The 22294-nt window shown below is 61.4% G+C and carries 22 protein-coding genes and 1 tRNA gene; 13 read left to right on the top strand and 10 right to left on the bottom strand.

The window, feature by feature from the left end; translation table 11 throughout:
• Positions 1-29 precede the first annotated feature (29 nt).
• The 6 genes from yegD to Aeroheme_RS19785 all read right to left on the bottom strand — a co-directional run bounded on the left by yegD (position 30) and on the right by Aeroheme_RS19785 (position 5089).
• Positions 30-1391 (bottom strand): molecular chaperone, encoded by a 1362-nt coding sequence (gene yegD, locus Aeroheme_RS19810; RefSeq protein WP_106885482.1) that lies wholly within the window; start codon positions 1389-1391, stop codon positions 30-32.
• A gap of 91 nt (positions 1392-1482) precedes the next feature.
• The gene (locus Aeroheme_RS19805) at positions 1483-2472 is read right to left on the bottom strand and encodes a 2-hydroxyacid dehydrogenase (protein ID WP_025328728.1); all 990 of its coding nucleotides are present in this window, start codon (positions 2470-2472) and stop codon (positions 1483-1485) included.
• 77 nt (positions 2473-2549) lie between these two features.
• Positions 2550-3029, bottom strand: a complete 480-nt coding sequence (locus Aeroheme_RS19800) for a CreA family protein (RefSeq protein ID WP_111910847.1) — start codon at positions 3027-3029, stop codon at positions 2550-2552.
• A 20-nt stretch (positions 3030-3049) separates the two neighbouring features.
• Entirely contained in the window at positions 3050-3496 is a 447-nt protein-coding gene (locus tag Aeroheme_RS19795; RefSeq protein ID WP_411166430.1) for a DUF962 domain-containing protein, read from the bottom strand.
• A gap of 155 nt (positions 3497-3651) precedes the next feature.
• On the bottom strand, positions 3652-4515 hold the full coding sequence (locus Aeroheme_RS19790; protein WP_163157588.1) for a hypothetical protein: 864 nt from the start codon (positions 4513-4515) through the stop codon (positions 3652-3654).
• 187 nt (positions 4516-4702) lie between these two features.
• Complete coding sequence (locus Aeroheme_RS19785) at positions 4703-5089, bottom strand: TraR/DksA family transcriptional regulator (RefSeq protein ID WP_025328724.1); 387 nt, start codon at positions 5087-5089, stop codon at positions 4703-4705.
• Between the two features lie 462 nt (positions 5090-5551).
• Here Aeroheme_RS19785 and Aeroheme_RS19780 point away from each other — a divergent pair, with 462 nt between their 5' ends.
• The 9 genes from Aeroheme_RS19780 (at position 5552) to Aeroheme_RS19740 (ending at position 14925) form a co-directional block, all read left to right on the top strand.
• Positions 5552-6883, top strand: coding sequence for a glutamine synthetase family protein (locus Aeroheme_RS19780; protein ID WP_005328484.1), 1332 nt, complete (start codon positions 5552-5554; stop codon positions 6881-6883).
• A gap of 172 nt (positions 6884-7055) precedes the next feature.
• Positions 7056-8417, top strand: a complete 1362-nt coding sequence (locus tag Aeroheme_RS19775) for an aspartate aminotransferase family protein (RefSeq protein ID WP_338889740.1) — start codon at positions 7056-7058, stop codon at positions 8415-8417.
• A 54-nt stretch (positions 8418-8471) separates the two neighbouring features.
• Positions 8472-9569, top strand: coding sequence for an extracellular solute-binding protein (locus Aeroheme_RS19770; RefSeq protein ID WP_106885489.1), 1098 nt, complete (start codon positions 8472-8474; stop codon positions 9567-9569).
• Between the two features lie 121 nt (positions 9570-9690).
• Positions 9691-10770 (top strand): polyamine ABC transporter substrate-binding protein, encoded by a 1080-nt coding sequence (locus Aeroheme_RS19765; protein ID WP_205598900.1) that lies wholly within the window; start codon positions 9691-9693, stop codon positions 10768-10770.
• A 76-nt stretch (positions 10771-10846) separates the two neighbouring features.
• Positions 10847-12001, top strand: a complete 1155-nt coding sequence (gene potA, locus Aeroheme_RS19760; RefSeq protein WP_106885491.1) for a polyamine ABC transporter ATP-binding protein — start codon at positions 10847-10849, stop codon at positions 11999-12001.
• Positions 11998-12903 (top strand): ABC transporter permease subunit, encoded by a 906-nt coding sequence (locus tag Aeroheme_RS19755; protein ID WP_163137491.1) that lies wholly within the window; start codon positions 11998-12000, stop codon positions 12901-12903. Before potA ends, Aeroheme_RS19755 begins: the two co-directional genes overlap by 4 nt.
• Positions 12904-13050: 147 nt before the next feature.
• Positions 13051-13893 carry an ABC transporter permease subunit gene (locus tag Aeroheme_RS19750; RefSeq protein WP_111910852.1) on the top strand — a complete coding sequence of 281 codons (843 nt, stop codon included), beginning with the start codon at positions 13051-13053 and terminating at the stop codon, positions 13891-13893.
• Positions 13894-13982: 89 nt separating this feature from the next.
• Complete coding sequence (locus tag Aeroheme_RS19745; protein ID WP_411166429.1) at positions 13983-14708, top strand: MOSC domain-containing protein; 726 nt, start codon at positions 13983-13985, stop codon at positions 14706-14708.
• 140 nt (positions 14709-14848) lie between these two features.
• Positions 14849-14925: transfer RNA gene (locus Aeroheme_RS19740), tRNA-Pro, on the top strand.
• Positions 14926-15167: 242 nt separating this feature from the next.
• Here the strand turns inward: Aeroheme_RS19740 and Aeroheme_RS19735 are convergent.
• Both Aeroheme_RS19735 and Aeroheme_RS19730 read right to left on the bottom strand, forming a co-directional pair.
• Entirely contained in the window at positions 15168-15695 is a 528-nt protein-coding gene (locus tag Aeroheme_RS19735; protein WP_111910854.1) for a hypothetical protein, read from the bottom strand.
• 123 nt (positions 15696-15818) lie between these two features.
• Positions 15819-16283, bottom strand: a complete 465-nt coding sequence (locus Aeroheme_RS19730; protein WP_162519265.1) for a thioesterase family protein — start codon at positions 16281-16283, stop codon at positions 15819-15821.
• 133 nt (positions 16284-16416) lie between these two features.
• Between Aeroheme_RS19730 and recQ the strand changes: the two genes are divergently transcribed.
• Positions 16417-18240, top strand: coding sequence for an ATP-dependent DNA helicase RecQ (gene recQ, locus Aeroheme_RS19725; protein WP_234676403.1), 1824 nt, complete (start codon positions 16417-16419; stop codon positions 18238-18240).
• Between the two features lie 217 nt (positions 18241-18457).
• On the opposite strand, the gene Aeroheme_RS19720 is transcribed toward recQ, so the two are convergent.
• Positions 18458-18760 carry a c-type cytochrome gene (locus tag Aeroheme_RS19720; protein WP_234569595.1) on the bottom strand — a complete coding sequence of 101 codons (303 nt, stop codon included), beginning with the start codon at positions 18758-18760 and terminating at the stop codon, positions 18458-18460.
• 104 nt (positions 18761-18864) lie between these two features.
• Here Aeroheme_RS19720 and Aeroheme_RS19715 point away from each other — a divergent pair, with 104 nt between their 5' ends.
• The 3 genes from Aeroheme_RS19715 (at position 18865) to Aeroheme_RS19705 (ending at position 21477) form a co-directional block, all read left to right on the top strand.
• Positions 18865-20292, top strand: coding sequence for a protein adenylyltransferase SelO (locus Aeroheme_RS19715; RefSeq protein ID WP_411166428.1), 1428 nt, complete (start codon positions 18865-18867; stop codon positions 20290-20292).
• Positions 20293-20302: 10 nt separating this feature from the next.
• Positions 20303-20590, top strand: a complete 288-nt coding sequence (locus tag Aeroheme_RS19710) for a DUF3630 family protein (protein WP_139744710.1) — start codon at positions 20303-20305, stop codon at positions 20588-20590.
• A 212-nt stretch (positions 20591-20802) separates the two neighbouring features.
• Complete coding sequence (locus Aeroheme_RS19705) at positions 20803-21477, top strand: 7-cyano-7-deazaguanine/7-aminomethyl-7-deazaguanine transporter (protein ID WP_411166427.1); 675 nt, start codon at positions 20803-20805, stop codon at positions 21475-21477.
• Positions 21478-21748: 271 nt separating this feature from the next.
• Here Aeroheme_RS19705 and rraA read toward each other — a convergent pair whose 3' ends face one another.
• On the bottom strand, positions 21749-22234 hold the full coding sequence (rraA, locus tag Aeroheme_RS19700; RefSeq protein WP_042654398.1) for a ribonuclease E activity regulator RraA: 486 nt from the start codon (positions 22232-22234) through the stop codon (positions 21749-21751).
• Between the last annotated feature and the right edge of the window lie 60 nt (positions 22235-22294).

Raw genomic sequence — 22294 nt, 5'->3', positions numbered from 1 at the left:
GTGGTGGGTAGCCTTTGGCGTGTCGGGGATCAGCCGGCGAACAGCCGTTCGGCGTAGCGGGCAAGGCCCGAAGCCACAGAGCCGAAGTCATCCCCTCCTTCCAGAGGCACTGCGGGCAGCTTCTGGCGAATAAAGGCCTTGATGAGGGGGGAGCGGGCGCTGCCACCTGTGACGAAGACCCGGTCCGGCGACACGCCGGCGGCGGCGATCGCCTCGTCCATCAGCTCGCCAATCTTCTCCAGCAGGGGGGCCGAGGCACTGGCCAGCTGAGGGCGAGTGAGTTCAGCCTCCAACCCCTTCTCCAGCTCGTTCAGGGTCTGGTGATTGAGCTCATGGTCGGACAGGGCGATCTTGCCCTGCTCGGCACGCCACACCAGCTGGTGGCTCAGCTTGTGGGCCCGCAGGCTGGCGAGCCGTGAGAGCTTGCTGCCGGGCTGGCTGTCGAGCTGCAGATCCTGCAGCTGGCGGGCGGTATCCAGGCTGTAGAAGCGGCTCTGGGCGCTGACGTCGTTGATGGCGGCCGCGTCCCAGAACAGCGGGTGGGGCAGGGGCTTGCCGGTCTTGAGGGTCTCGTGCATGCCGAGCAGCGGCATCATGCCCTCCACCGTCAGGCGGATGTCGAAGTCGTTGCCGCCGATGCGCTGGCCGCTGTGGCCGAGCAGATCGCCGCTGCGATCGAGCCGATCGCGGTGGCTGGGGCCCATGCGCAGCATGGAGCAGTCGGTGGTGCCGCCGCCTATGTCCACCACCAGCACCACGGCATCCTCGGTGAGGCGCGCCTCGAACTCGAAGCCGGCGGCGACCGGCTCGTAGAGAAACTCCACCCGCTCGAAGCCGGCGAGGCGGGCAGCCTCACCCAGGATGGCGATGGCCTGGCGGTTGCTCTCCTCCCCGGCCAGCCCCTGGAAGTTGACCGGGCGACCTATCACCGCCTGGCGCACGGGGGCACCTGTCTGCTGCTCCGCCTCGTGGCGGACGTGCAGCATCATGGCGCAGACGATGTCCTCGAACAGGGCGATCTGGGGCGCCTTGAGGCCGTAGGCCCCGAGGAAGGATTTCGGCGACTTGATGTAGTAACCGTCATCCGGCTCCTCCAGGTAGCGCTCCAGCGCCGCCCCGCCGAAGCTGAGTTCGTCGATGAGCCCCTCTTCGCGCATCTGGCGACGCACCGCCTGAGCCCGGGTCACCACGGGGCCGCGCAGCTTGAGGTACTCAGCTTGCTGGGTGCTGGCCAACCGTTCGGCCAGCAGGCCGGCGATGGCGTCCCGGTGCGGGGCGTGCAGGGTGGAGGGGAGGTAGTGGGAACCGGAGAGGGTCAGCAGCCTGGGGCTGCCCTGTTCCATCACGGCGACGGCACAGTTGGAGGTACCGTAATCAAATCCGACAAACATGGCGACCAGGCTCCTGAGTAAAAAAGGGCTGGTAGCCTACCCGATGGCGCCGGGTCTCACAACCCGGCGCCCGGTTTATTGCGCGGAAAGCTTATTCCACCTCGTTGTCGCTGCGGCCCTGGCTCTCGATGGCCTGGATGTTGCCGAGGGTGGTGTCGGCGATGGCGTGCAGCGCCTCCCGGGTCAGGAAGGCCTGGTGACCGGTGAACAGCACGTTGTGGCAGGCGGAGAGACGGCGGAAGACGTCATCGGTGATCACCTCGTTGGACTTGTCCTCGAAGAAGAGATCTTCCTCCTCCTCGTAGACATCCAGCCCCAGGGCGCCGATGCGGGAGGTCTTGAGGGCCTCGATGGCGGCGTTGGAGTCGAGCAGGCCGCCCCGGCTGGTGTTGATGATCATCACACCATCCTTCATCTTGGCGAAGGCCTCCTTGTTCAGCAGGTGGTAGTTCTCCTTGAACAGAGGGCAGTGCAGGCTGATGACGTCGGACTGGCGCAGCAGGGTGTCGATGTCCACGTACTCGGCCCCCAGATCGATGGCCGCCTGGCTCGGGTAGGGGTCGCTCACCAGCAGGCGCATGCCGAAGCCCTTGAGGATGCGCAGGGTGGCGATGCCGATCTTGCCGGTGCCTATGATGCCGGCGGTGCGGCCGTGCATGTTGAAACCGACCAGCCCTTCCAGGGAGAAGTTGGCGTCGCGGGTGCGCTGGTAGGCCTTATGGATGCGGCGGTTGAGGGTCATCATCAGGCCCACAGCGTGTTCGGCGACCGCCTCTGGGGAGTAGGCGGGCACCCGCACTACTTTCAGTCCCAGCTCCTTGGCGGCCACCAGATCCACGTTGTTGTAACCGGCGCAGCGCAGGGCGATCACCTTGGTGCCGTTGGCGGCCAGCTCGGTCAGCACCTCCCGGTCGGCGTCATCGTTGACGAACAGGCAGACCACGGGGAAGTGATGGGCGAGGCGGGCTGTCTTGGCCTCCAGCCGCACGTCGAAGAACTCCAGCTCGAAGCCGTACTGGCTGTTGGCCTGATTGAAGTGTTCCTTGTCGTAGCTCTTGGTACTGAAAACGGCGACTCTCATGGTGCGCTCTCCGCAGAAAATGATGTGGTTAAATTACAACAAATAGTGACCGTCATCACGGGATAAATGGTGGGGATTCAGCCCCACGGCATGATGGGGACGGCGCTCACTGCGCTCTTGTACGAACCATCCACCAACTTGGTGCTGTAAGTCAGATAGACAAGCGCATTGCGCTTCTCGTCGTAAAAACGCACCACCTTCTGCTCCTTGAACACCAGTGAGGTGCTGACGTCGAACACCTCTTCCCCGGCTTTGAGCTTGGCGGGCAGGGTGATGGGACCTATCTGGTGGCACGACAGTGAGGCGTGGGAGGGATCTTCCGCCAGCCCGAGACCGCCCTTGACGCCCCCGGTCTTGGGGCGGGCCAGATAGCAGGCGACGCCGGCTATCTTGGGGTCGTCGAACGCCTCCACCAGGATCTTGTGATTGGGGCCGACCAGCTTGAAGGCGGTGCTCACCTCGCCGACGGGATCGGCCTTGTCGGCCAGCGCCGGACCGGCAAACAGCATGCCCAGCAGCAGAGGCAGGGCGCGGGTGAGGGGGAAATAGTGTGTCATGGTTTCTCCTTTGGACTCCCTCAGTAGGGGATGCCCAAGCGACGATAGAGGCTGGCCAGCACCCAGGCGGGGCCGACCAGCAGAAATTGCAGATCGGCGAGGAAGGAGGGGCGCTTCCCCTCTATCCGGTGGCCGACGAACTGGGCTACCCAGAGCAGCGCGAAGCCGGACAGGGCGGGCCACAGCAAGGGGCCTTGCCAGCTGTGGCAGAGGGCCAGTCCCAGCGCGGTCAGCGCCGCCATTCCCACGAACAGGGTAAACGACAGCTGCAGGTAGAAGGCCAGCACCGGAATGGCAACCAGCGTCGCCCAGTTGAGGGAGGGCGGCAAGGGCCCGGCCGGCAGGCACCAGAGCAGGGCCAGGGTACAGAGGTAGATACCGGGCACCGCCACCTTGTGGATGGCTACATTGACCGGGTGCTGGTGGCTCTGGCCGTAGTCGCTGAACCAGTCGTCGAGTCGTTTCATGGCACCTCCTTGGTGCGGCAGTTGAAACCGGCCCCCTTATTCCCTGCGAGCCGATGGTCAGGGACTAACGCCCTTGTGGCGGCGAATGCTTGGCTGCGTTACTGCCCCTGCCTGGGGGGGATAGTCCCAACAAATAGGGCTCCGGAATCCCGGCGTTACTGCCCCTGCTTGGGCGGATAGTCCCAATATTGGGCTGGAATGCTCCTGAGCAAGGGGGTCATGTCCGGGTTGGGCAGGGATATGGTGACCCGCTGCTCCAGGTTCGCGCTGGCCAGGGCCTCGCGGATCCTGGGATTCTCGTGGAAGAAGGTCATGAAGCTGCCGTCGGCATAGGCCCGCTCCAGTCCGGTCTGGATCGCCTTGGCCAGCTTGGGGGACTCTGGGCTGACGAAGAAGAACTCGGCGAAGGGGTAGCGGATCAGCAGGTGCTGCTCTATGGCGAGATTGGGGTACTGGGCCGCCAGCTCACGGCGTTCCGCGAAGATCTCCACCAGACCGCGGGGGAAGAAGTCGAGCTTGTCGCCGTCGTTGATGAGGCGGAACAGGTTGCTGTAGCGCCCCGCATAGGTCGCTATGCCCGCCTGCTCCAGGATCTTGTTGTCGGCCCAGCCGACCCCCTGGGCCGCTTTCAGCTGCTTGAGATCCGCCAGTGTGTTGACCTGGTTGAACTTCTCCTGGGCATCGCTGTGAATGAACGACAGCCGCAGCCCTTCCAGACCGCGGAACAGCGGAATGGGGACGGGGATCAGGGCGGATTCGAGGGCGCTGGAGGTACCCATCCAGAACACATTGATGGTTTTGCCCTTGCGCAGCTCCTGCTGCAGGGTGAACTGATTGAGATTGAGGTCGACCCGCTCCAGCTTGTAGGGCTGTCCGGCACGGTCGAGTGCCAGCTCCAGCAGCTTGAGCTGGTATTCGCTGTCGAGGTCATTGATCGGTCGGCTGGGGACCTTGACGGTGAGAGTCTGCGCCTGTGCCAGCAGCGGCAGGCACAAACACAGCTTGATGAGCCATTTCACGCTCTGATCTCCTGTAGAGTCCGGGACTTGCCCGGAGTCTAACAGAAGTTGTCACGCTCTTGCTGTGAAGCCGCAAACAAGGTTCATGTGCAGCTCGGCATGCTCGTCTGTCTATACGGGCGCCGGTGCCTGCACACTGCCTTGCCAGCGGCCCGGTGCGACAAGGTGGTGACGGTTCACTGGCGCATCAGGCGACGCGGCGGAACACGTGGGTGTCGTTGAATTCCTTGGTGCTCTGGCACTCGACGCAGAAGCGGGACTCAGGGCGAGCCTGCAGCCGCTTGAGGGAGATCTCGTCACCGCAGGACTCGCAGTAACCAAAGTCCCCTTCATTGATGCGTCTCAGCGCCCCTTTCAGCTTGCGCAGATGCAGCTTGTCGTGCTCGATGCGGTTCAGCTCCAGACGGCGGGCCTCCTCGATGCTGGCACGATCAATTTCATCGGCCATCTCGTTGGTATCGGTGGCGATGGCCTGGCTGGCTTGGGAGTTGAGACGCTCTTCGAGCTCGAGGATTTGTCGCTCGATCTGACCCTTGTAAAAGGCCAGTTGGTCTTCAGTCATGAAATCACACATAGGGTTTGCTACCAGTCAGTTTCCCAATTTTTCCCATTTATGGGGGCTTTAGGCCCGCAGACCAAGCCCCTGTAGTCCGATTTGCACCAAATCCATGCAGGAGAGTGCAAATCAGGGCGGGCCTTGTACCAAAAAAATGCAGGTATGCAAAGAGAATTGGATAAGGATTGTGCGCCCTTACAAAGAAATGGGCCCGCTCCGACAGGGGCTGACTGAGTATCGAGCAGCTTCTGTCCAGCCTTGGCATCGTGCTTGCAGTGGGCTGATCGTGACACAGAGTGTTTAGTATTTGGTGCCGCATTGGTCATTATATCGGCCATTGTTTATAGTTTTTTAAACACCACTGCTTGACAAAGGCCTTTATCACGGGCTTTTATGGTGAGGTCGATTACATTTTCTTAACAATGGTGTTCCTTATATTAGACACCCTTGCCAATGACAACCGTAGAGTCGGGGTTTAACATGGACAGTATCAAGGGCTGGATGGAGAGCAATCGCATCACGGAAGTGGAGTGCCTGTTCCCGGATTTCACCGGCAATGCCCGAGGCAAGATCATTCCAGCCAACAAGTTTCTGCGCGAAGGGGGCATGCGGCTGCCCGAGGTCATCTTCACCCAGACGGTGACCGGCGAGTACCCGGATGACGACAGCATGATTGACCCGCTGGAGCGGGACATGCAGCTCTATCCCGATCCCAACACCATTCGTTTCGTGCCCTGGGCACTGGAGCCCACGGCTCAGGTGATCCACGACTGTTTCGACATCAATGGCAAGCTGATCGACATAGCGCCGCGCTCCGTGCTGCGCCGGGTCCTGTCATTTTACGAGAAGCAGGGCTGGAAGCCGGTGGTGGCCCCCGAGCTAGAATTCTATCTGGTCAAGCGCAACGAAGACCCCGACTATCCGCTGGTGCCGCCGGTGGGCCGCAACGGCCGCCCCGAGACGGCTCGCCAGTCGTTCAGCATAGATGCGGTCAACGAATTCGATCCCATCTTCGAGGACATGTACGACTACTGCGAGGCCCAGGAGCTAGAGGTGGACACCCTGATCCACGAGTCCGGCGCCGCCCAGATGGAGATCAACTTCCTGCACGGTGACGCCATCGATCTCGCCGACCAGGTGTTCCTGTTCAAGCGCACCATGCGGGAAGCGGCACACCGTCACGGCATCTATGCCACCTTCATGGCCAAGCCCATGAGCGATGAGCCGGGCTCCGCCATGCACATCCACCAGAGCCTGGAAGATGCCGAGGGGCGCAACCTGTTTGGCACCAGCGAAGGGGGCAACTCCGCTCTGTTCATGCACTTCATCGCCGGTCTGCAGAAGTACACCCCGGCGGTGACCGCCCTGCTGGCGCCGAACGTCAACTCCTACCGCCGCCTCACCTTCGGCGAGAGCGCACCACGCAACGTGCAGTGGGGCGTGGAAAACCGCACCTGCGGCCTGCGGGTGCCCTTCTCCGAGCCGAGCGCGCGCCGGGTCGAGAACCGCTTCGCCGGTGCCGACGCCAACCCCTATCTGGCACTGGCCGCCACCCTGGCCTGCGGCTACCTCGGCATGCTGGAGAAGCTGGAGCCCATGCAGGAGATGAAGGCGAGTGCCTATGACCTGCCCTACAGCCTGCCCCGTTCCCTGGAGGAGTCGCTCAGCCATCTGGAGCAGTGCGAGCCCATCAAGGACATGCTGGGGGAGCGTTTCATCCGCGCCTTCGTCGCGGTCAAGCGCAAGGAGTATGAGACCTACTTCGGGGTGATCAGCCGCTGGGAACGGGAATTCCTGCTGCTGAACGTCTGACCCGTCTCGGGAGGGGCGCAGATCCCTCCCGTCACTCTCAAAGCAAGATGGTACTGGCTCGTGAGGGGCGGCTGATGGCGCCCGCTCGCGGCCGCACCGTGCCCGTGGGCCAGCCGCCCTCAGCAATTGACGAACAAACATCGCTTAAATCGAAGGAACCGAGGAGCAAGCAATGAAGCAGACCACCCGTGAGTGGCAGCAACTGGATGCCAGCCACCACCTGCATCCCTTTACCGACTTTCAGGCCCTGAACAAGAAGGGCAGCCGCATCATCACCAAGGCCGAGGGGGTCTATCTGGAAGACTCCGACGGGCGCCGCATCCTGGACGGGATGGCGGGCCTGTGGTGCGTCAACCTGGGTTATGGCCGCCAGGAGCTGGTGGATGCCGCCACCAAGCAGATGCAGCAACTGCCCTATTACAACCTCTTCTTCCAGACCAGCCATCCCCCCGCCGCCGAACTGGCGACCCTGCTGGCCGAGATCACCCCTTCCCATCTCAACCACGTCTTCTTCACCGGTTCGGGCTCGGAGTGCAACGACACTGTGCTGCGCATGGTGCGTCACTACTGGGCCAGCAAGGGGCAGCCGGACAAGCAGGTGATCATCAGCCGTCACAACGCCTATCACGGCTCCACGGTGGCGGGCGCCAGTCTGGGGGGCATGAAGGGCATGCACGCCCAGGGTGGCCTGCCCATTCCCGGCATAGTCCATATCGATCAGCCCTATCACTTCGGTGAGGGGGAGGGCATGAGCGCCCACGAGTTCGGCCTGGCCCGTGCCCGCCAGCTGGAAGAGAAGATTCTGGCGCTGGGGGTGGACAAGGTGGCGGCCTTCATCGGCGAGCCTATCCAGGGGGCCGGCGGCGTCATCATTCCGCCCGACAGCTACTGGCCCGAGATCCAGCGCATCTGTGACAAGTACGGCATCCTGCTCATCGCCGACGAGGTGATCTGCGGTTTCGGTCGCACCGGCCACTGGTTCGCGAGCGAAGGCTTCGGCATCAAGCCTGACCTCATGTGTCTGGCCAAGGGCATCACCTCGGGCTACCTGCCGATGGGGGCCGTGATGGTGGGGGACAGGGTCGCCAAGGTGCTGGTGGAAGAGGGGGGTGAGTTCAACCACGGCTTCACCTATTCCGGTCATCCGGTGGCCTGCGCCGTGGCCATTGCCAACATCCAGCTTATGCAAAGTGAGAGCATAGTTAAGCGCGTTCATGATAGTATCGGCCCCTATTTGCAGCGCCGCTGGAGCGAGCTTGCCGATCACCCGCTGGTGGGAGAAACCCGGGGTAAAGGTCTGGTTGCCGCGTTGGAAATAGTCCAGGACAAACAGACAAAACGTCGTTTCCCGGCCGAACTGCACGCCGGGATGACCTGTCGGGAGTTCTGTTTTAACAATGGCTTGGTGATGAGGGCTGTCGGCGATACCATGATCATATCGCCCCCCTTGGTGATCACCGAGGAACAGGTGGATGAATTGGTCAAACTGGCCAGGCTCAGTCTGGATCTGACGGCTGCAAAGCTGCAGGAATAGGCTGAAACCGGGCAGATTGGCTTACGCATACAATTTGCTTAGGAGACAAGGACTATGTCTTTTAAAAAGGGAATGATGGCTGCTTCCGTGGCGCTGGTCATGATGAGTACCGGGGCGATGGCCGACGAGAAGGTGCTGCACGTCTATAACTGGAGCGATTACATAGCGCCGGATACGCTGGAAAACTTCCAGAAGGAGACGGGCATCAAGGTGGTGTATGACGTGTTCGACAGCAACGAGGTGCTGGAAGCCAAGTTGCTGGCGGGCAGTTCGGGTTATGACATCGTCGTCCCGTCCAACCCCTTCCTGGCCAAGCAGATCAAGGCAGGCGTCTTCCAGAAGCTGGACAAGTCCAAACTCTCCAACTGGCAGAACATGGATGTCGATCTGCTCAAGGCGCTCGAACCGAGCGATCCGGGCAACCAGTACTCCATCCCTTACCTGTGGGGCACCATTGGCTACGCCTACAACGCCGAGAAGGTGAAGGCCGTGCTGGGTGCCGATGCGCCGGTCAACTCCTGGGATCTGGTGTTCAAGCCGGAGAACATGGCCAAGTTGAAGGAGTGCGGTGTCTCCTTCCTCGACTCGCCGACCGAAATGCTGCCGGCCGCCCTGCAATACCTGGGCTTCAAGCCGGATAGCCAGAAGCCGGACGAGTTGAAGAAGGCTGAGGAGCTGTTCCTCTCCATCCGCCCCTATACCGCCTACTTCCACTCCTCCAAGTACATTTCGGATCTGGCCAACGGCAACCTGTGCGTGGCGGTGGGTTACTCAGGTGACCTGCAGCAGTCCAAGGCACGTGCCGCCGAAGCCAAGAACGGTGTCAGTCTGACTTACACCATTCCGAAAGAGGGGGCTGGCAGCTTCTTCGACATGATCGCCATCCCGGCGGATGCCAAGAACGTCGAGGCAGCCCACACTTTCATCAACTATCTGATGAAGCCGGAAGTGATCGCGAACATCACCAACGTGGTGCAGTTCCCGAACGGCAACAAGGCAGCCACCCCGCTGGTGGACGAGGCGATCCGTACCGATCCGGGCATCTACCCGACGGCGGATACCCTCAAGAAGATCTACACCTTCCCGGATCTGCCGGCCAAGGTGCAGCGTCTGATGACCCGCAGCTGGACCAAGATCAAATCAGGTAAGTAAGTGACGAGTACCCCTCCCGGTCCGCAGTTCGGCCGGGAGGGTGGTGACCACCCGACAGGTTGGACGGCGCGTATGGATGCGCGACTGGCAAAATCACACAAACGAGGACTGATAAGTGCACATGACCAAGATGGCAACGCTGGCCCTGACCCTGGGGTTTGCAAATCTGACCCAGGCAGCCCCTGTGGTTCACTTTTACAACTGGTCCGATTATATCGGCGAGACCACCCTCAGTGACTTTCAGCAGAAGACCGGGATCAAGACCGTCTACGACGTGTTTGACTCCAACGAGACGCTGGAGGGCAAGCTGCTGACCGGACGAACCGGTTACGATCTGGTCGTGCCCTCCAACAATTTCCTGGCCAAGCAGATCCAGGCGGGGGCCTTCCAGAAGCTGGATCCCGCTCTGCTGCCCAACCTGGCCAACCTGGATCCCCTGCTGCTCAAGCAGCTCGACAAGGTGGATCCGGGTCATCAGTACGCCGTGCCCTATCTGTGGGGCACCAACGGCATCGGCTACAACGTCGACAAGGTCAAGGCGGCGCTCGGGGTTGACAAGATTGACTCCTGGGCCATCATCTTCGAACCGGAAAACATGAAGAAGCTCTCCCATTGCGGGGTGGCCTTCCTCGACTCGGCGGACGAGATGATCCCGGCAGCCCTGAACTACCTCGGCCTCAACCCCAACAGCCACGATCCTGCGGATCTCAAGCGTGCCGAAGAGCAGTTGCTCAAGGTGCGCCCCTATGTGACCTACTTCCACTCCTCCAAGTACATAGGGGATCTCGCCAATGGCGACATCTGTGTGGCGGCGGGGTTCTCCGGTGACATACTGCAGGCGGCGGCCCGGGCCGACGAGGCAGGCAAGGGAATAAAGATTGCCTACAGCATCCCCAAGGAGGGGGGCAATCTGTGGTTCGACATGATGGCGATCCCCTCCGATGCCACCAACGTCAAAGAGGCTCACGCCCTGATCAACTACATTCTCGAGCCGCAAGTGATCGCCAAGGTGAGCGACTACGTGGGCTACGCGAACCCGAACATCAAGGCGGGAGAGTTCATGGACAAGGCCGTGCGCGATGACGAGTCAGTCTATCCCCCTCAGGCGGTGCTGGAGCGTCTGTATGTGCAGGAAGCACATCCCCGCTCGGTGCAGCGCCTGATCACCCGGAGTTGGACCAAGATCAAGTCCGGAACCTAACCTTGGCGCCCATCCCGGGGCGCCAGATTGTATTGATGGATCGGCCCCGGCCGGTATCACCTTTGGGAGTTTGGTAATGGCGATAGCCTCCAGTGCCTACAAGAAAGCCCTCGAGGGCAGCCAGCAGCGTAAAGAAGTGCTGGTCAAAATAGACAGGGTAAGCAAGCAGTTCGACGAAACGCTGGCGGTCGATAACGTGTCTCTCAACATCCACAAGGGCGAGATCTTCGCCCTGCTGGGTGGTTCAGGCTCCGGCAAGTCCACCTTGCTGCGGATGCTGGCCGGGTTCGAGCGTCCCACCGAGGGGCGGCTGTTCCTGGATGGGGTCGACATTACCGACATGCCGCCCTATGAACGTCCCATCAACATGATGTTCCAGTCCTACGCCCTGTTTCCTCATATGACGGTGGCGCAGAACATCGCCTTCGGTCTCAAGCAGGATGGCCTGCCCAAGGCAGAGGTCGACGCCCGGGTGGAGGAGATGCTCAAGCTGGTGCAGATGACCCAGTATGCTCGTCGCAAGCCGCACCAGCTCTCCGGCGGTCAGCGCCAGCGGGTCGCCCTGGCCCGCTCTCTGGCCAAGCGCCCCAAGCTGCTGCTGCTGGATGAGCCCATGGGGGCGCTGGACAAGAAGCTGCGCTCCAAGATGCAGCTGGAGCTGGTGGAGATCATCGAGCGAGTCGGCGTAACCTGCGTCATGGTGACCCACGATCAGGAAGAGGCCATGACCATGGCGGAACGGATCGCCATCATGCACCTGGGTTGCATCGAGCAGATCGGCAGTCCGATGGACATCTACGAGACCCCGGCCAGCCGGCTGGTGTGCGAGTTCATCGGCAACGTCAACCTGTTTGACGGCCTGCTGGTGGAAGATGAGCAGGACCACGCCATCATCGCCTGCGCGGATCTGGAGCAGCCCATCTACGTGGGCCACGGCATCAGCTCCCGTGCCGAGAACAAGAAGGTGACCTACGCCCTGCGGCCGGAAAAATTGCTGATGAGTCTGCACAAGCCGGAGGAGATCGAGCATCCGGACTTCAACTGGACCAAGGGTGAGGTCTATGACATCGCCTATCTGGGCGGCCACTCGGTTTATCACATCCAGCTGCCCTCGGGCAAAATCGTTCAGGCTTTCATCGCCAATGCCGAACGCCACGGCAAGCGGCCAACCTGGGATGACCAGGTGTTCCTCTATTGGGAAGATGACAGCGGCGTGGTGCTGCAATCATGAAGGCATTGAGACGACTCAAGCAGTTGGGGGGACGCCAGCTGGTGATCGGCATCCCCTTCTTCTGGCTGTTCCTCTTCTTCCTGCTGCCCTTCATCATAGTGGTGAAGATCAGCTTCGCCGAAGCGGATGTGGCTATCCCGCCCTACACCGACGTGGTGAGCTGGGCAGACAATCAGCTCACCATCTTGCTCCACATGGGCAACTACCTGCTGCTGCAGGAGGATGAGCTCTACATAGCGGCCTATCTGGGCTCCCTCAAGATGGCCTTCATCAGCACCCTGCTGTGCCTGCTGATCGGCTATCCCATGGCCTACTCCATAGCGCGGGCCAACAAGGAGACCCAGACCGTCCTGCTGCTGCTCATCATGATGCCGACCTGGACCGCCATCCTGATCCGGGTCTACGCCTGGATGGGCATCCTCAGCAACAACGGTCTGCTCAACAGCTTCTTGCTGGGGATAGGGGTGATCGACGAGCCCTTGCAGATCCTCAACACCAACCTGGCGGTCTACATCGGCATCGTTTACTCCTACCTGCCGTTCATGGTGCTGCCGCTCTACGCCAACCTGGTCAAACACGATCAGAGCCTGCTGGAGGCGGCCTCCGATCTCGGCGCCCGCAACCTGACCCGGTTCTGGCAGATCACTGTGCCACTTTCCAAGAACGGCATCATCGCCGGTTGCATGCTGGTCTTCATCCCCGTGGTGGGCGAGTTCGTCATCCCCGAGATGCTGGGCGGCCCCGAGACTCTGATGATAGGCAAGGTGCTGTGGCAGGAGTTCTTCAACAACCGCGACTGGCCGGTGGCGTCCGCCCTGGCGGTGGTGATGCTGGCGGTGCTGATAGTCCCCATCATCCTGTTCAACCGCAACCAGGCGAAGGAATTGGAGGGCAAGGTATGAAAAAGGCGTTGCTGATAGTCCCCATCATCCTGTTCAACCGCAACCAGGCGAAAGAACTGGAGGGCAAGGTATGAAAAAGGCGTTGCTGATAGTCCCTGCATCCATCCTGTTCAACCGCAACCAGACAAGCGTATTGGAGGGTCAGGCATGAGACGTCTCGGTTTTTCCAAGCTGATGCTGTGGCTGGGGCTGCTGTTTATCTACCTGCCCATGGTCATTATGGTCATCTACTCCTTCAACGCCTCCAAGCTGGTGACGGTATGGGGAGGCTGGTCGCTCAAGTGGTACTTCGGTCTGCTCGACAACAAACAGTTGATTGGCTCAGTGTTCCGCTCCCTGGAGATCGCCTTCTACACCGCCATAGCCGCGGTGGCGCTGGGGACTGTGGCCGCCTTCGTGCTGACCCGGATCCCTCACTTCCGTGGTCGCACCCTGTTCGGCGGCATGGTGACGGCGCCCCTGGTCATGCCCGAGGTGATCACAGGTCTGTCGCTGCTGCTGCTGTTCGTGGCCATGGCCCAGCTGGTGGGCTGGCCCGCCGAGCGGGGCATGCTGACCATCTGGATCGCCCACACCACCTTCTGTACCGCCTATGTGGCGATAGTGGTGTCGGCGCGGCTGCGGGAGCTGGATCTCTCCATCGAGGAGGCGGCCATGGATCTCGGCGCCAAGCCCTGGAAGGTGTTCTTCCTCATCACCATCCCGATGATAGCCCCGTCGCTGGCGGCGGGCGGCATGATGTCGTTCGCCCTGTCGCTTGATGATTTGGTGCTGGCGAGCTTCGTCTCAGGCCCGGGTTCCACTACCTTGCCGATGGAGGTGTTCTCGGCGGTGCGGCTCGGGGTGAAACCCGAGATCAACGCGGTGGCCAGCCTTATCCTGCTGTCGGTGTCGTTGTTCACCTTCAGCAGCTGGTACCTGATGGCGAGGGCGGAGAAACGCCGCCGCGCCGAGATTGCCATGACCACCCAGATGCAGGCCGTCGCCTGACCCCGGGGCTGTTGACGCAGTCACGCGGCTTGCGCCGACGGCTCAACAGCCCCTAAGATCCGCATTCTCTCATCCGTCAGGAGCATGGAATGCGGATCTCCCTCTTTATCGGCCAGAGCGCCGAGATGAATGCCGAACTCGCCCCCGGACTCGTCAGTGCCATCGACAAGTATGTGGCAGGCAGTCCCCTGTGGTGCAGCTTCTCGGGCCTGGAGGGTGATGAGCAGAGCGACAAACGCCATCACGGCGGCCCGGATCGCGCCCTGCACTATTATCCTGCGGATCACTACCCCTGGTGGAAGACCTGGCAAACCGCACTGGGCCTGCCTGCCCCTCGTGCTCCCTGGCAGCCGGCGGCCTTTGGCGAAAACCTCTCCGGCCTCGGCTTGACCGAAACGCAAGCCTGTATCGGCGATGTCTATCGCCTCGGCGAGGCGCTCATCCAGATCAGCCAGCCGAGATCTCCCTGCTTCAAGCTCAATCAGCGCTTTGGCTACCCGCACCTCTCCCAGGTGATGCAGCTCAACGGCCGCTGCGGCTGGTTGCTGCGGGTGCTGGAGGAGGGGCGCGTGGCCCCGGTGGATGAGCTGCTGCTGATGGACAGGCCCTATCCCGAGCTGACGGTGAAGCGCACCGCCGACATCCTGTTCAACCAGACCCGCCACGAAGGGGACCTGCAACTGCTGCTGGAGAACCCGGCGCTCTCTCCCAACTGGCGCCAGCATGCGGCCCACTGGCTGGAGCACGGGGTCGTTGCCGATTGGAGTCGACGTCTGCTGGGACCGGCCGAGTTTCAGCTGCCGCCAAAAGCGTAACTGAGTACCGGGACGAGCCCGGCGCCCCTTATCGCCATGAAACGCTGGATTATTGAGCGTAAAGCCCTTTTTTTGTGGCGAAAGCAAAAAAAGGCTTGTGTCATGTCGGGGCTTTCGGTAAATTCTCGCCCCGCAGACATCGGTGTGTAGCGCAGCTTGGTAGCGCACTTCGTTCGGGACGAAGGGGTCGGAGGTTCGAATCCTCTCACACCGACCACATTAGAAAAGGCCGCTCATCGAGCGGCCTTTTCGCATTTGGATTTTGCCTTTGCCGTTCTCGGCAGACGGGGCAGGAGCGGTATACGGGGTCGATTGCCTGGTGCTGAATGCCGCCCATTAAAAGGGCCACCGCTCGGTGGCCCCACAGGTGGAGTCTGATCCTGACTCCGGCACTCTAGATTGTGGCAATCTCGTTGTGGGTCTTGTCGATGGTGCCCTCCTTGCGCCCTGGGCGCATGATCAGATATGCCAGTGTTGATGCCGCAATGCCTTGAAGCCGTGCTGAGTTTGCAGAGCCGCATGCTTGGGGTACTCACTAATGAAATGTGCTATTCCCTCCATCAGTTGTGACCGCAGAGAAGACACGGGCTCGTGCCAGGCCTGCAGGCAGAGATGGCCGGGGATCAACTGCTCTCGATACGCTTCCAGCAGCTGTTCTGGCCAGGGCTCGATATGGGAATCATGATGCAGTAAATAGTGGACGGCGGGTTCACGGGCATAGATGAACTGAACTTGGGCCAGGTCGCGTTGGCTGAGCGTTTGGCTGCCGATGTGGCAAGTCAAATATTTCCCCGTCTTCAGATTCAGGAAGTGACCGCGTTGCCGACAGGCAATGATGCGATACCAAGGCAGGGGTGAACAGAGAGAATACCCCTTCAGCTCCTGTTCCAACCAGTGACGGCACTCGGGCGTCTGCACCTCTTCGCGCATGGACTCGAGCTGTGTCAACAAGGCTCTGGATGGTTGGGTAGCCAGCATCGCGCTCATCGTCTGCAATCCTCCCTCTGCACACAATCCCGACTTCCAGTATGGACCCTGGCCGGTGGCGGGGGTAACAATTCTAATGATTAAAATCAGCTTAGAAGCGCACTTTTTATGCAATAAAGACCATTAGCCGACCAGGTAGGTGCCGGTGCCAAAGGCGATATGAGTCCCTTCTTCGTTGTGCAGTTCCATACGGGCGACGGCGACCTTGCTGCCCGCCCGTATGATGTGGGCGGTGGCGATAAACTCGTTGCCGCGACCGGGCCGCAGATAGTCGACTCTCAGGTCTATGGTGCCGAGGCGGGAGAAGCGCTCCTTGAGGTAGCTTGGGGAGAAGTCCTCCAGCTCGTCGATGCAGGAGGCGGCGACTATCATGCCGCCCGCCACGTCCAGCAGGCTGGCGGTGACACCGCCGTGCAGTATGTTGTGAAAGGGGTTGCCGATCAGCTTGTCATCCATCTTGATGCGCAGCTCCACCTTCTCGAAGTCATAGTGGGTCACCTGCATGCCGATGAGCTTGTTGAACGGCATCTTCTCGGCGAACAGATTGGCAATGCCACTGAGCGCCATCTTCTTCAACATCTGTTTCATTCTCTGATACCGATCCCTGTCATCAAAGCCGAGTAAAAACTCCAGCCAGTCTGCAACACTTCCTTAACAGTCGCAATGGCAGGTTTATTGTGGGCGGCGGCTGCTTTAGAATGGCGACCCCAAAGGAGAGCCCATGACCGCCATTGCCGACACCTTGCCCGATACCCCCCTTGCCCTGCTGCAGGCGGTCTTCGGCTACCAGCAATTTCGGCCTGGCCAGCTCGAGATCATCGAACAGATAGTGGGGGGGCGCGATGCCCTGGTGCTCAAGCCCACAGGTGGCGGCAAGTCGCTCTGTTACCAGATCCCGGCGCTGCTGCGGCCCGGGCTCGGGGTGGTGGTCTCCCCCCTCATTTCGCTGATGAAGGATCAGGTGGACAGCCTGCGCGCCAACGGCGTGGCGGCTGTCTACATCAACTCGGCCCTGAGCCGGGAGGAGATGATCCAGAACTTTGCCGCCATGCGTCGCGGCGAGATCAAGCTGGTCTATGTCTCCCCCGAGCGGCTGCTGCAGCACGAGTTTCTGGATCGGCTGGCAGAACTGCCCCTCGGGCTGTTCGCCATCGACGAGGCCCACTGCGTCTCCCAGTGGGGCCACGATTTTCGCCCCGAATACGCGGCGCTGGGGCGGCTCAAGCAGTGGTTCCCCCAGGTGCCCGTGGTGGCGCTCACCGCCACCGCAGACGAGGCGACCCGCAGCGACATGCTGCATCGCCTCGAGCTGAACGACCCCTTCATTCACACCGCCAGCTTCGACAGACCCAACATCCGCTACAGCCTGGTGGAGAAGTTCAAGGGGGCTGAGCAGTTGCTGCGCTATGTGCAGAGCCAGAAGGGCAACTGCGGCATCGTCTACTGCTCCAGCCGCAACCGGGTGGAAGAGGTCGCAGAGCGGCTCTCCCGCCACGGCTGCAAGGCGGCGCCCTATCATGCGGGCCTGCCGCTGGATCAGCGGCTGCGCACCCAGGATGCCTTCCTCAAGGACGACGTCGAGATAGTGGTGGCGACGGTGGCGTTCGGCATGGGCATCGACAAGCCCAACGTTCGCTTCGTGGTGCACTACGACATTCCGAAGAACATCGAATCCTACTATCAGGAGACCGGCCGGGCCGGCCGTGACGGTACCCCCGCCGAGGCGCTGCTGCTCTACGATCCCGCCGACATAGGCCGGGTGCGGCGCCTGCTCGACAACATAGAGAACCCCCAGCAGCTGCAGGTGGAGCAGTACAAGCTCAACGTGATGGCGGCCTTCGCCGAGGCGCAGACCTGCCGTCGCCAGGTGCTGCTCAACTACTTCGGCGAGTACAACGACAAGCCGTGCGGCAACTGCGACATCTGCCTGGATCCCCCAAAGAGCTATGACGGCACCGAAGATGCCCAGAAGGCGCTCTCCTGCGTCTGGCGGGTGGGGCAGAACTTCGGGGTGGGTTATGTGGTGGAGGTGCTCAGGGGCTCGCTCAACCAGCGCATCAAGGATCACGGCCACGACAAGCTGTCGACCTACGGCATCGGCAAGGATCAGAGCCACGAGTACTGGATGAGCGTGATCCGCCAGCTGATCCATAAGGGGTTGCTGACCCAGAACATCACCCGCAACCTGGTGTTGCAGCTGACCGAGGCGGCCCGCCCCGTGCTGCGCGGCGAGGTACCGCTGGCCCTGGCGGTGCCGCGGCTGCAGCCCATCTCCAGTCGCAAGGAGAAGCGCAGCGGCCTGCTCGACAACGCCAACTACGACAAGCGGCTGTTCAAGGAGCTGCGGGCCCTGCGCAAGCAGATCGCCGAGGATGAAGAGGTGCCGCCCTATGTGGTGTTCAACGACGCTACCCTGGTGGAGATGGCCCAGCTGATGCCGATGACCGAGGACGAGATGCTGGCCATCAACGGTGTCGGCCACCGCAAGCTGGAGCGCTTCGGTGAAGCCTTTATGGACCTGATCATCGAGTATTGCCGGCGGTAGGGGCGTAACGCGGGTGGGACTATGCCGATGACGAGATGCTGACGGTCATCGGCGTCGGTCACCGCAAGCTGGAGCGCTTCGGTGAAGCCTTTATGGACCTTATCATCGAGTATTGCCGCCGGTAGGCAGTGACCCCAGCCTCCCTCCTCAAGAATGGAGGGGCACTTTTACAGCCCTCTTTGCAAGGGAAGTGCTGGGGTTGCCTGGGTAAGGGGGGTTATTTCAAGCTGGCGTAATAGGCCGCCAGATTCTCCATGTCCGCCTCGTTCAGCATCGCCATGAAGGGGGCCATCAGCGGCTCGGTGCGGCTGCCCTCCTTGAAGGCTTTCATCTGTTTCAGCAGATAGGCAGCGTTCTGGCCGGCCAGATGGGGATAGACGGGGACGGTCGCCTTGCCATCCACCCCGTGACAGGCGGCGCAGACAGCCGCCTTGGCCTTGCCCGCTTCGATGTCGGCGGCCTTGGCCTGATGTCCCCAGGCCAGCGCCAGCAGGGGCAAGGCATATATCCATTTTTGCATTGTTTTCTCCGTGAAATGAAATAGCGCGATCGCCTGTTAGCCTGTGCGGGCAGACGGCGGTATAAAGAGTGACACGAGCATACGCAGGGACGAACCACGCCACCATGAAGTTGATCAACACTTTCGCCACCGAACTGCCCTGGGCCTGCGAGCCCGTGGCCCTTCAGCCCCTGCGTGAGCCCAGGCTGCTGCACCTCAATCAGGAGCTGCTGCGGGAGCTGGGGCTGGACGGGGTCGGTGAGGCTGACTGGCTCGCCTGCTGCGGGCTGGGGCAGCCGTTGCCGGGCATGCAGCCGGTGGCCCAGGTCTATGCGGGGCACCAGTTCGGTGGCTACAGCCCCCGGCTCGGTGATGGTCGTGCCCTGCTGCTGGGGGAGCAGCAGGCGCCGGACGGCCAGCGCTGGGATCTGCACCTGAAGGGGGCGGGCAAGACGCCCTTCTCCCGCTTCGGTGACGGCCGCGCCGTGCTGCGCTCCAGCATCCGCGAGTATCTCGCCTCAGAGGCGCTCCATGCCCTCGGCATCCCGACCACCCGAGCCCTGGTGCTGGTGGGCAGTGACGAGCCGGTCTACCGGGAGCAGGTCGAGAGCGGGGCGACAGTGCTGCGCACAGCACCTAGCCACCTGCGCTTCGGTCACTTCGAGTATTTCGCCTGGAGTGGCCAGGGGGAGAAGATCCCCGCCCTCATCGACTATGCACTGCGCCACCATTTCCCCGAACTGGAGAGCGGTGCCGAGTTGTTCGCCGAGGTGGTGCGGCGCACCGCGCGCCTCATCGCCAAGTGGCAGGCGGCGGGCTTCTGCCACGGGGTGATGAACACAGACAACATGTCCCTGCTCGGGCTGACCCTGGATTACGGCCCCTACGGCTTCATCGACGCTTATGTGCCCGACTTTGTCTGCAACCACTCGGATCCGGGGGGGCGCTACGCCCTGGATCAGCAGCCGGCGGTGGGTTACTGGAACTTGCAGAAGTTGGCCCAGGCGCTGGCGGATCAGGTGGATGGCGAGGCCCTGGCAGGGGCGCTGGCCCAGTACGAGCATCAGCTGATGTTGCACTACTCCGAGCTGATGCGTGAAAAACTGGGGCTGGAAAGCTGGGAGGATGAAGACCCGGCCCTGTTCCGCCAGCTGTTCCAGCTGCTGGCGGCACATCGGGTGGACTATCACCTCTTCCTGCGCCGCCTGGGTGAGCTGACGTCTCAGGGGGAGTGGCCCGCCTCCCTGCTGGCGCTGCTGCCGGATCCCGCCCCCTGGCAGGAGTGGCTCGACGCCTATCGGGCCCGGCTGGCCCGGGAAGGGAGCCAGGATGCGGCACGCAAGGCGCAGATGGACGCCGTCAATCCCAAGTACGTGCTGCGCAATGCCCTGGCCCAGCAGGTCATCGACGCCGCCGAGACGGGGAACATGGTGCCGTTCGAGCGGCTGTTTGCCGCCCTGCAGCACCCCTATGACGAGCAGCCGGAATACGAGGAGCTGGCGACCCCTGTTCCCCAGTGGTATTGCGGTGGCGAGCTCTCTTGCAGCAGTTGAGGAGTGAAGGATGAACTGGCGGGTAACGCAGGTGGATGCCGAGTCGGCTGTGCTGCTGCTGACCTGTCCCGGGCTCTGCTGGGACAACTTTCCTACCCTGGCCGAGGAGCTGGTCGAGGGGTGGGAGCTTATCCCGCTCGAGCGGGAGTGGGGAGCGGATCGCCATAGCTGGCTGCTGGAGTTCGAAGGCAGCCGGTTGCGGTTGGAGTATGAGCAGCACAGCGGCTGCTGGCTGGAGGCGACACACCCGGACGACAGGGAGGTGGTGCTCTGGCTGGGTCGGCAACATGGGGCATGAGCCCTGGCCTATGGTGGTTGCCGGGTCCGTCGCACAAGCATTGAATGACCGGCCTGGGCCTGTGACGTCGCCCTTCGACCATGATTGCTGCAGGCTGAACCAGCAGCATAAGGATTGAACTATCGGTATTGGGGCGTATAATCTCGCCCCTCAATTATCGCCAATGGTGGCGGTATGGGTTCCCTAACCCCATTAACCAAAAAGGTCACAATATGAATTTGACCCCTGCTCAGCACCAGACGGCGCTGGTGCGCCTCTCTTTGTTCCACATTCTGATCATCGCCAGCAGCAACTACCTGGTGCAGCTGCCGATCACCATCTTTGGCTTCCACACCACCTGGGGTGCCTTCAGTTTCCCGTTCATCTTCCTGGCCACCGATCTGACGGTGCGGATCTTCGGCGCCGGACTGGCCCGCAAGATCATCCAGACCGTGATGCTGCCGGCCCTGGCCGTTTCCTATGTGCTCTCTGTGCTCTTCTTCGAAGGCAGCTATCAGGGCATGGGCAACCTGGCGGAGTTCAACCTCTTCGTGGCGCGCATCGCCCTGGCCAGCTTTATGGCCTATCTGGTGGGCCAGTTCATGGATGTGGTGGTGTTCAACCGCCTGCGGCTGCTCAGGGCCTGGTGGGTGGCGCCGGCCGCCTCGACCCTGTTCGGCAACCTGGTGGATACCATCGCCTTCTTCAGCATCGCCTTCTGGCGCAGCACGGATCCCTTCATGGCCGAGCACTGGGTCGAGATAGCGACCGTGGACTATGTGTTCAAGCTGCTGATAAGCCTCGGATTGTTCGTGCCGCTCTACGGCGTGCTGCTGCGCTACCTCAGCCGCAAACTGGTGGGGGAGGCCGGCCTTGCCGGTTTGCAACCGGCGAGCCGTCAGGCCTGACGAGAATGACCACCGCATGGGTGGTCATTTTTTTGCACTTCTCGCAAATAAGGCTTGCACAGTTAAATGAGAATGATTATTGTTACCTTGTTTTCCGGGAAAGACTTCATTCGTTCCAACGTGATGGACTTCTTGTGAAGGCACGACATTGCTCACATTGCTTCCAGTTAAGGGGCCAGTTTTTTACTGGCCCTCTTTTTTTTGCTGTTTTTCAGCAAGTTGCAGTCATAAAAAATGGGAGCCTTGGCTCCCATCTTCAGTCTGTGTCGGCTCACTCTATATCGAGTGCATCGGGGGAAAGGATCACCCCCGTGGTGTCCGCGTAGAGGTGATCGTCCGGCAAGAATGTGACGCCGCCGAAGTTGACCGGCAGATCGGTCTCACCCACGTCCTTGTGATCGGCGCCGACCGGGATGGCGGCCAGGGCCTGGATGCCGATATCCAGATCTTCCAGGATATCGACCTCGCGCACGCAGCCGTAGCAGACGATGCCTTCCCACTCGTTCTCCGCCGCCGTGGTGGCGATCTCGCTGTCGATCAGGGCCCGGCGCATGGAGCCGCCGCCGTCGATCAGCAACACGCGACCGACGCCGTTCTCCTTGACCAGTTCACGGATCAGGCCGTTCGATTCGAAGCATTTGACCGTGGTGATGACGCCGCCGAAAGAGGCACGGCCGCCGAAGGAGCAGAGCATGGGTTCGAGTACATCCACCATGTCCTGATAGATGTCGCACAGTTCTGAAGTGTTGTATTCCATTGAGTCAAATCCACCGCTGGAAACAGGTGGATCCAGTATAAGGAGTGGGACTGGCATTTC

Origin of the sequence: Aeromonas sp. DSM 116730 (assembly GCF_046581335.1) — a bacterium.
Classification (GTDB): domain Bacteria; phylum Pseudomonadota; class Gammaproteobacteria; order Enterobacterales; family Aeromonadaceae; genus Aeromonas; species Aeromonas rivipollensis.
The sequence above is the reverse complement of the archived record's forward strand: the minus strand, read 5'-3'. Positions and strand labels throughout refer to the sequence as shown.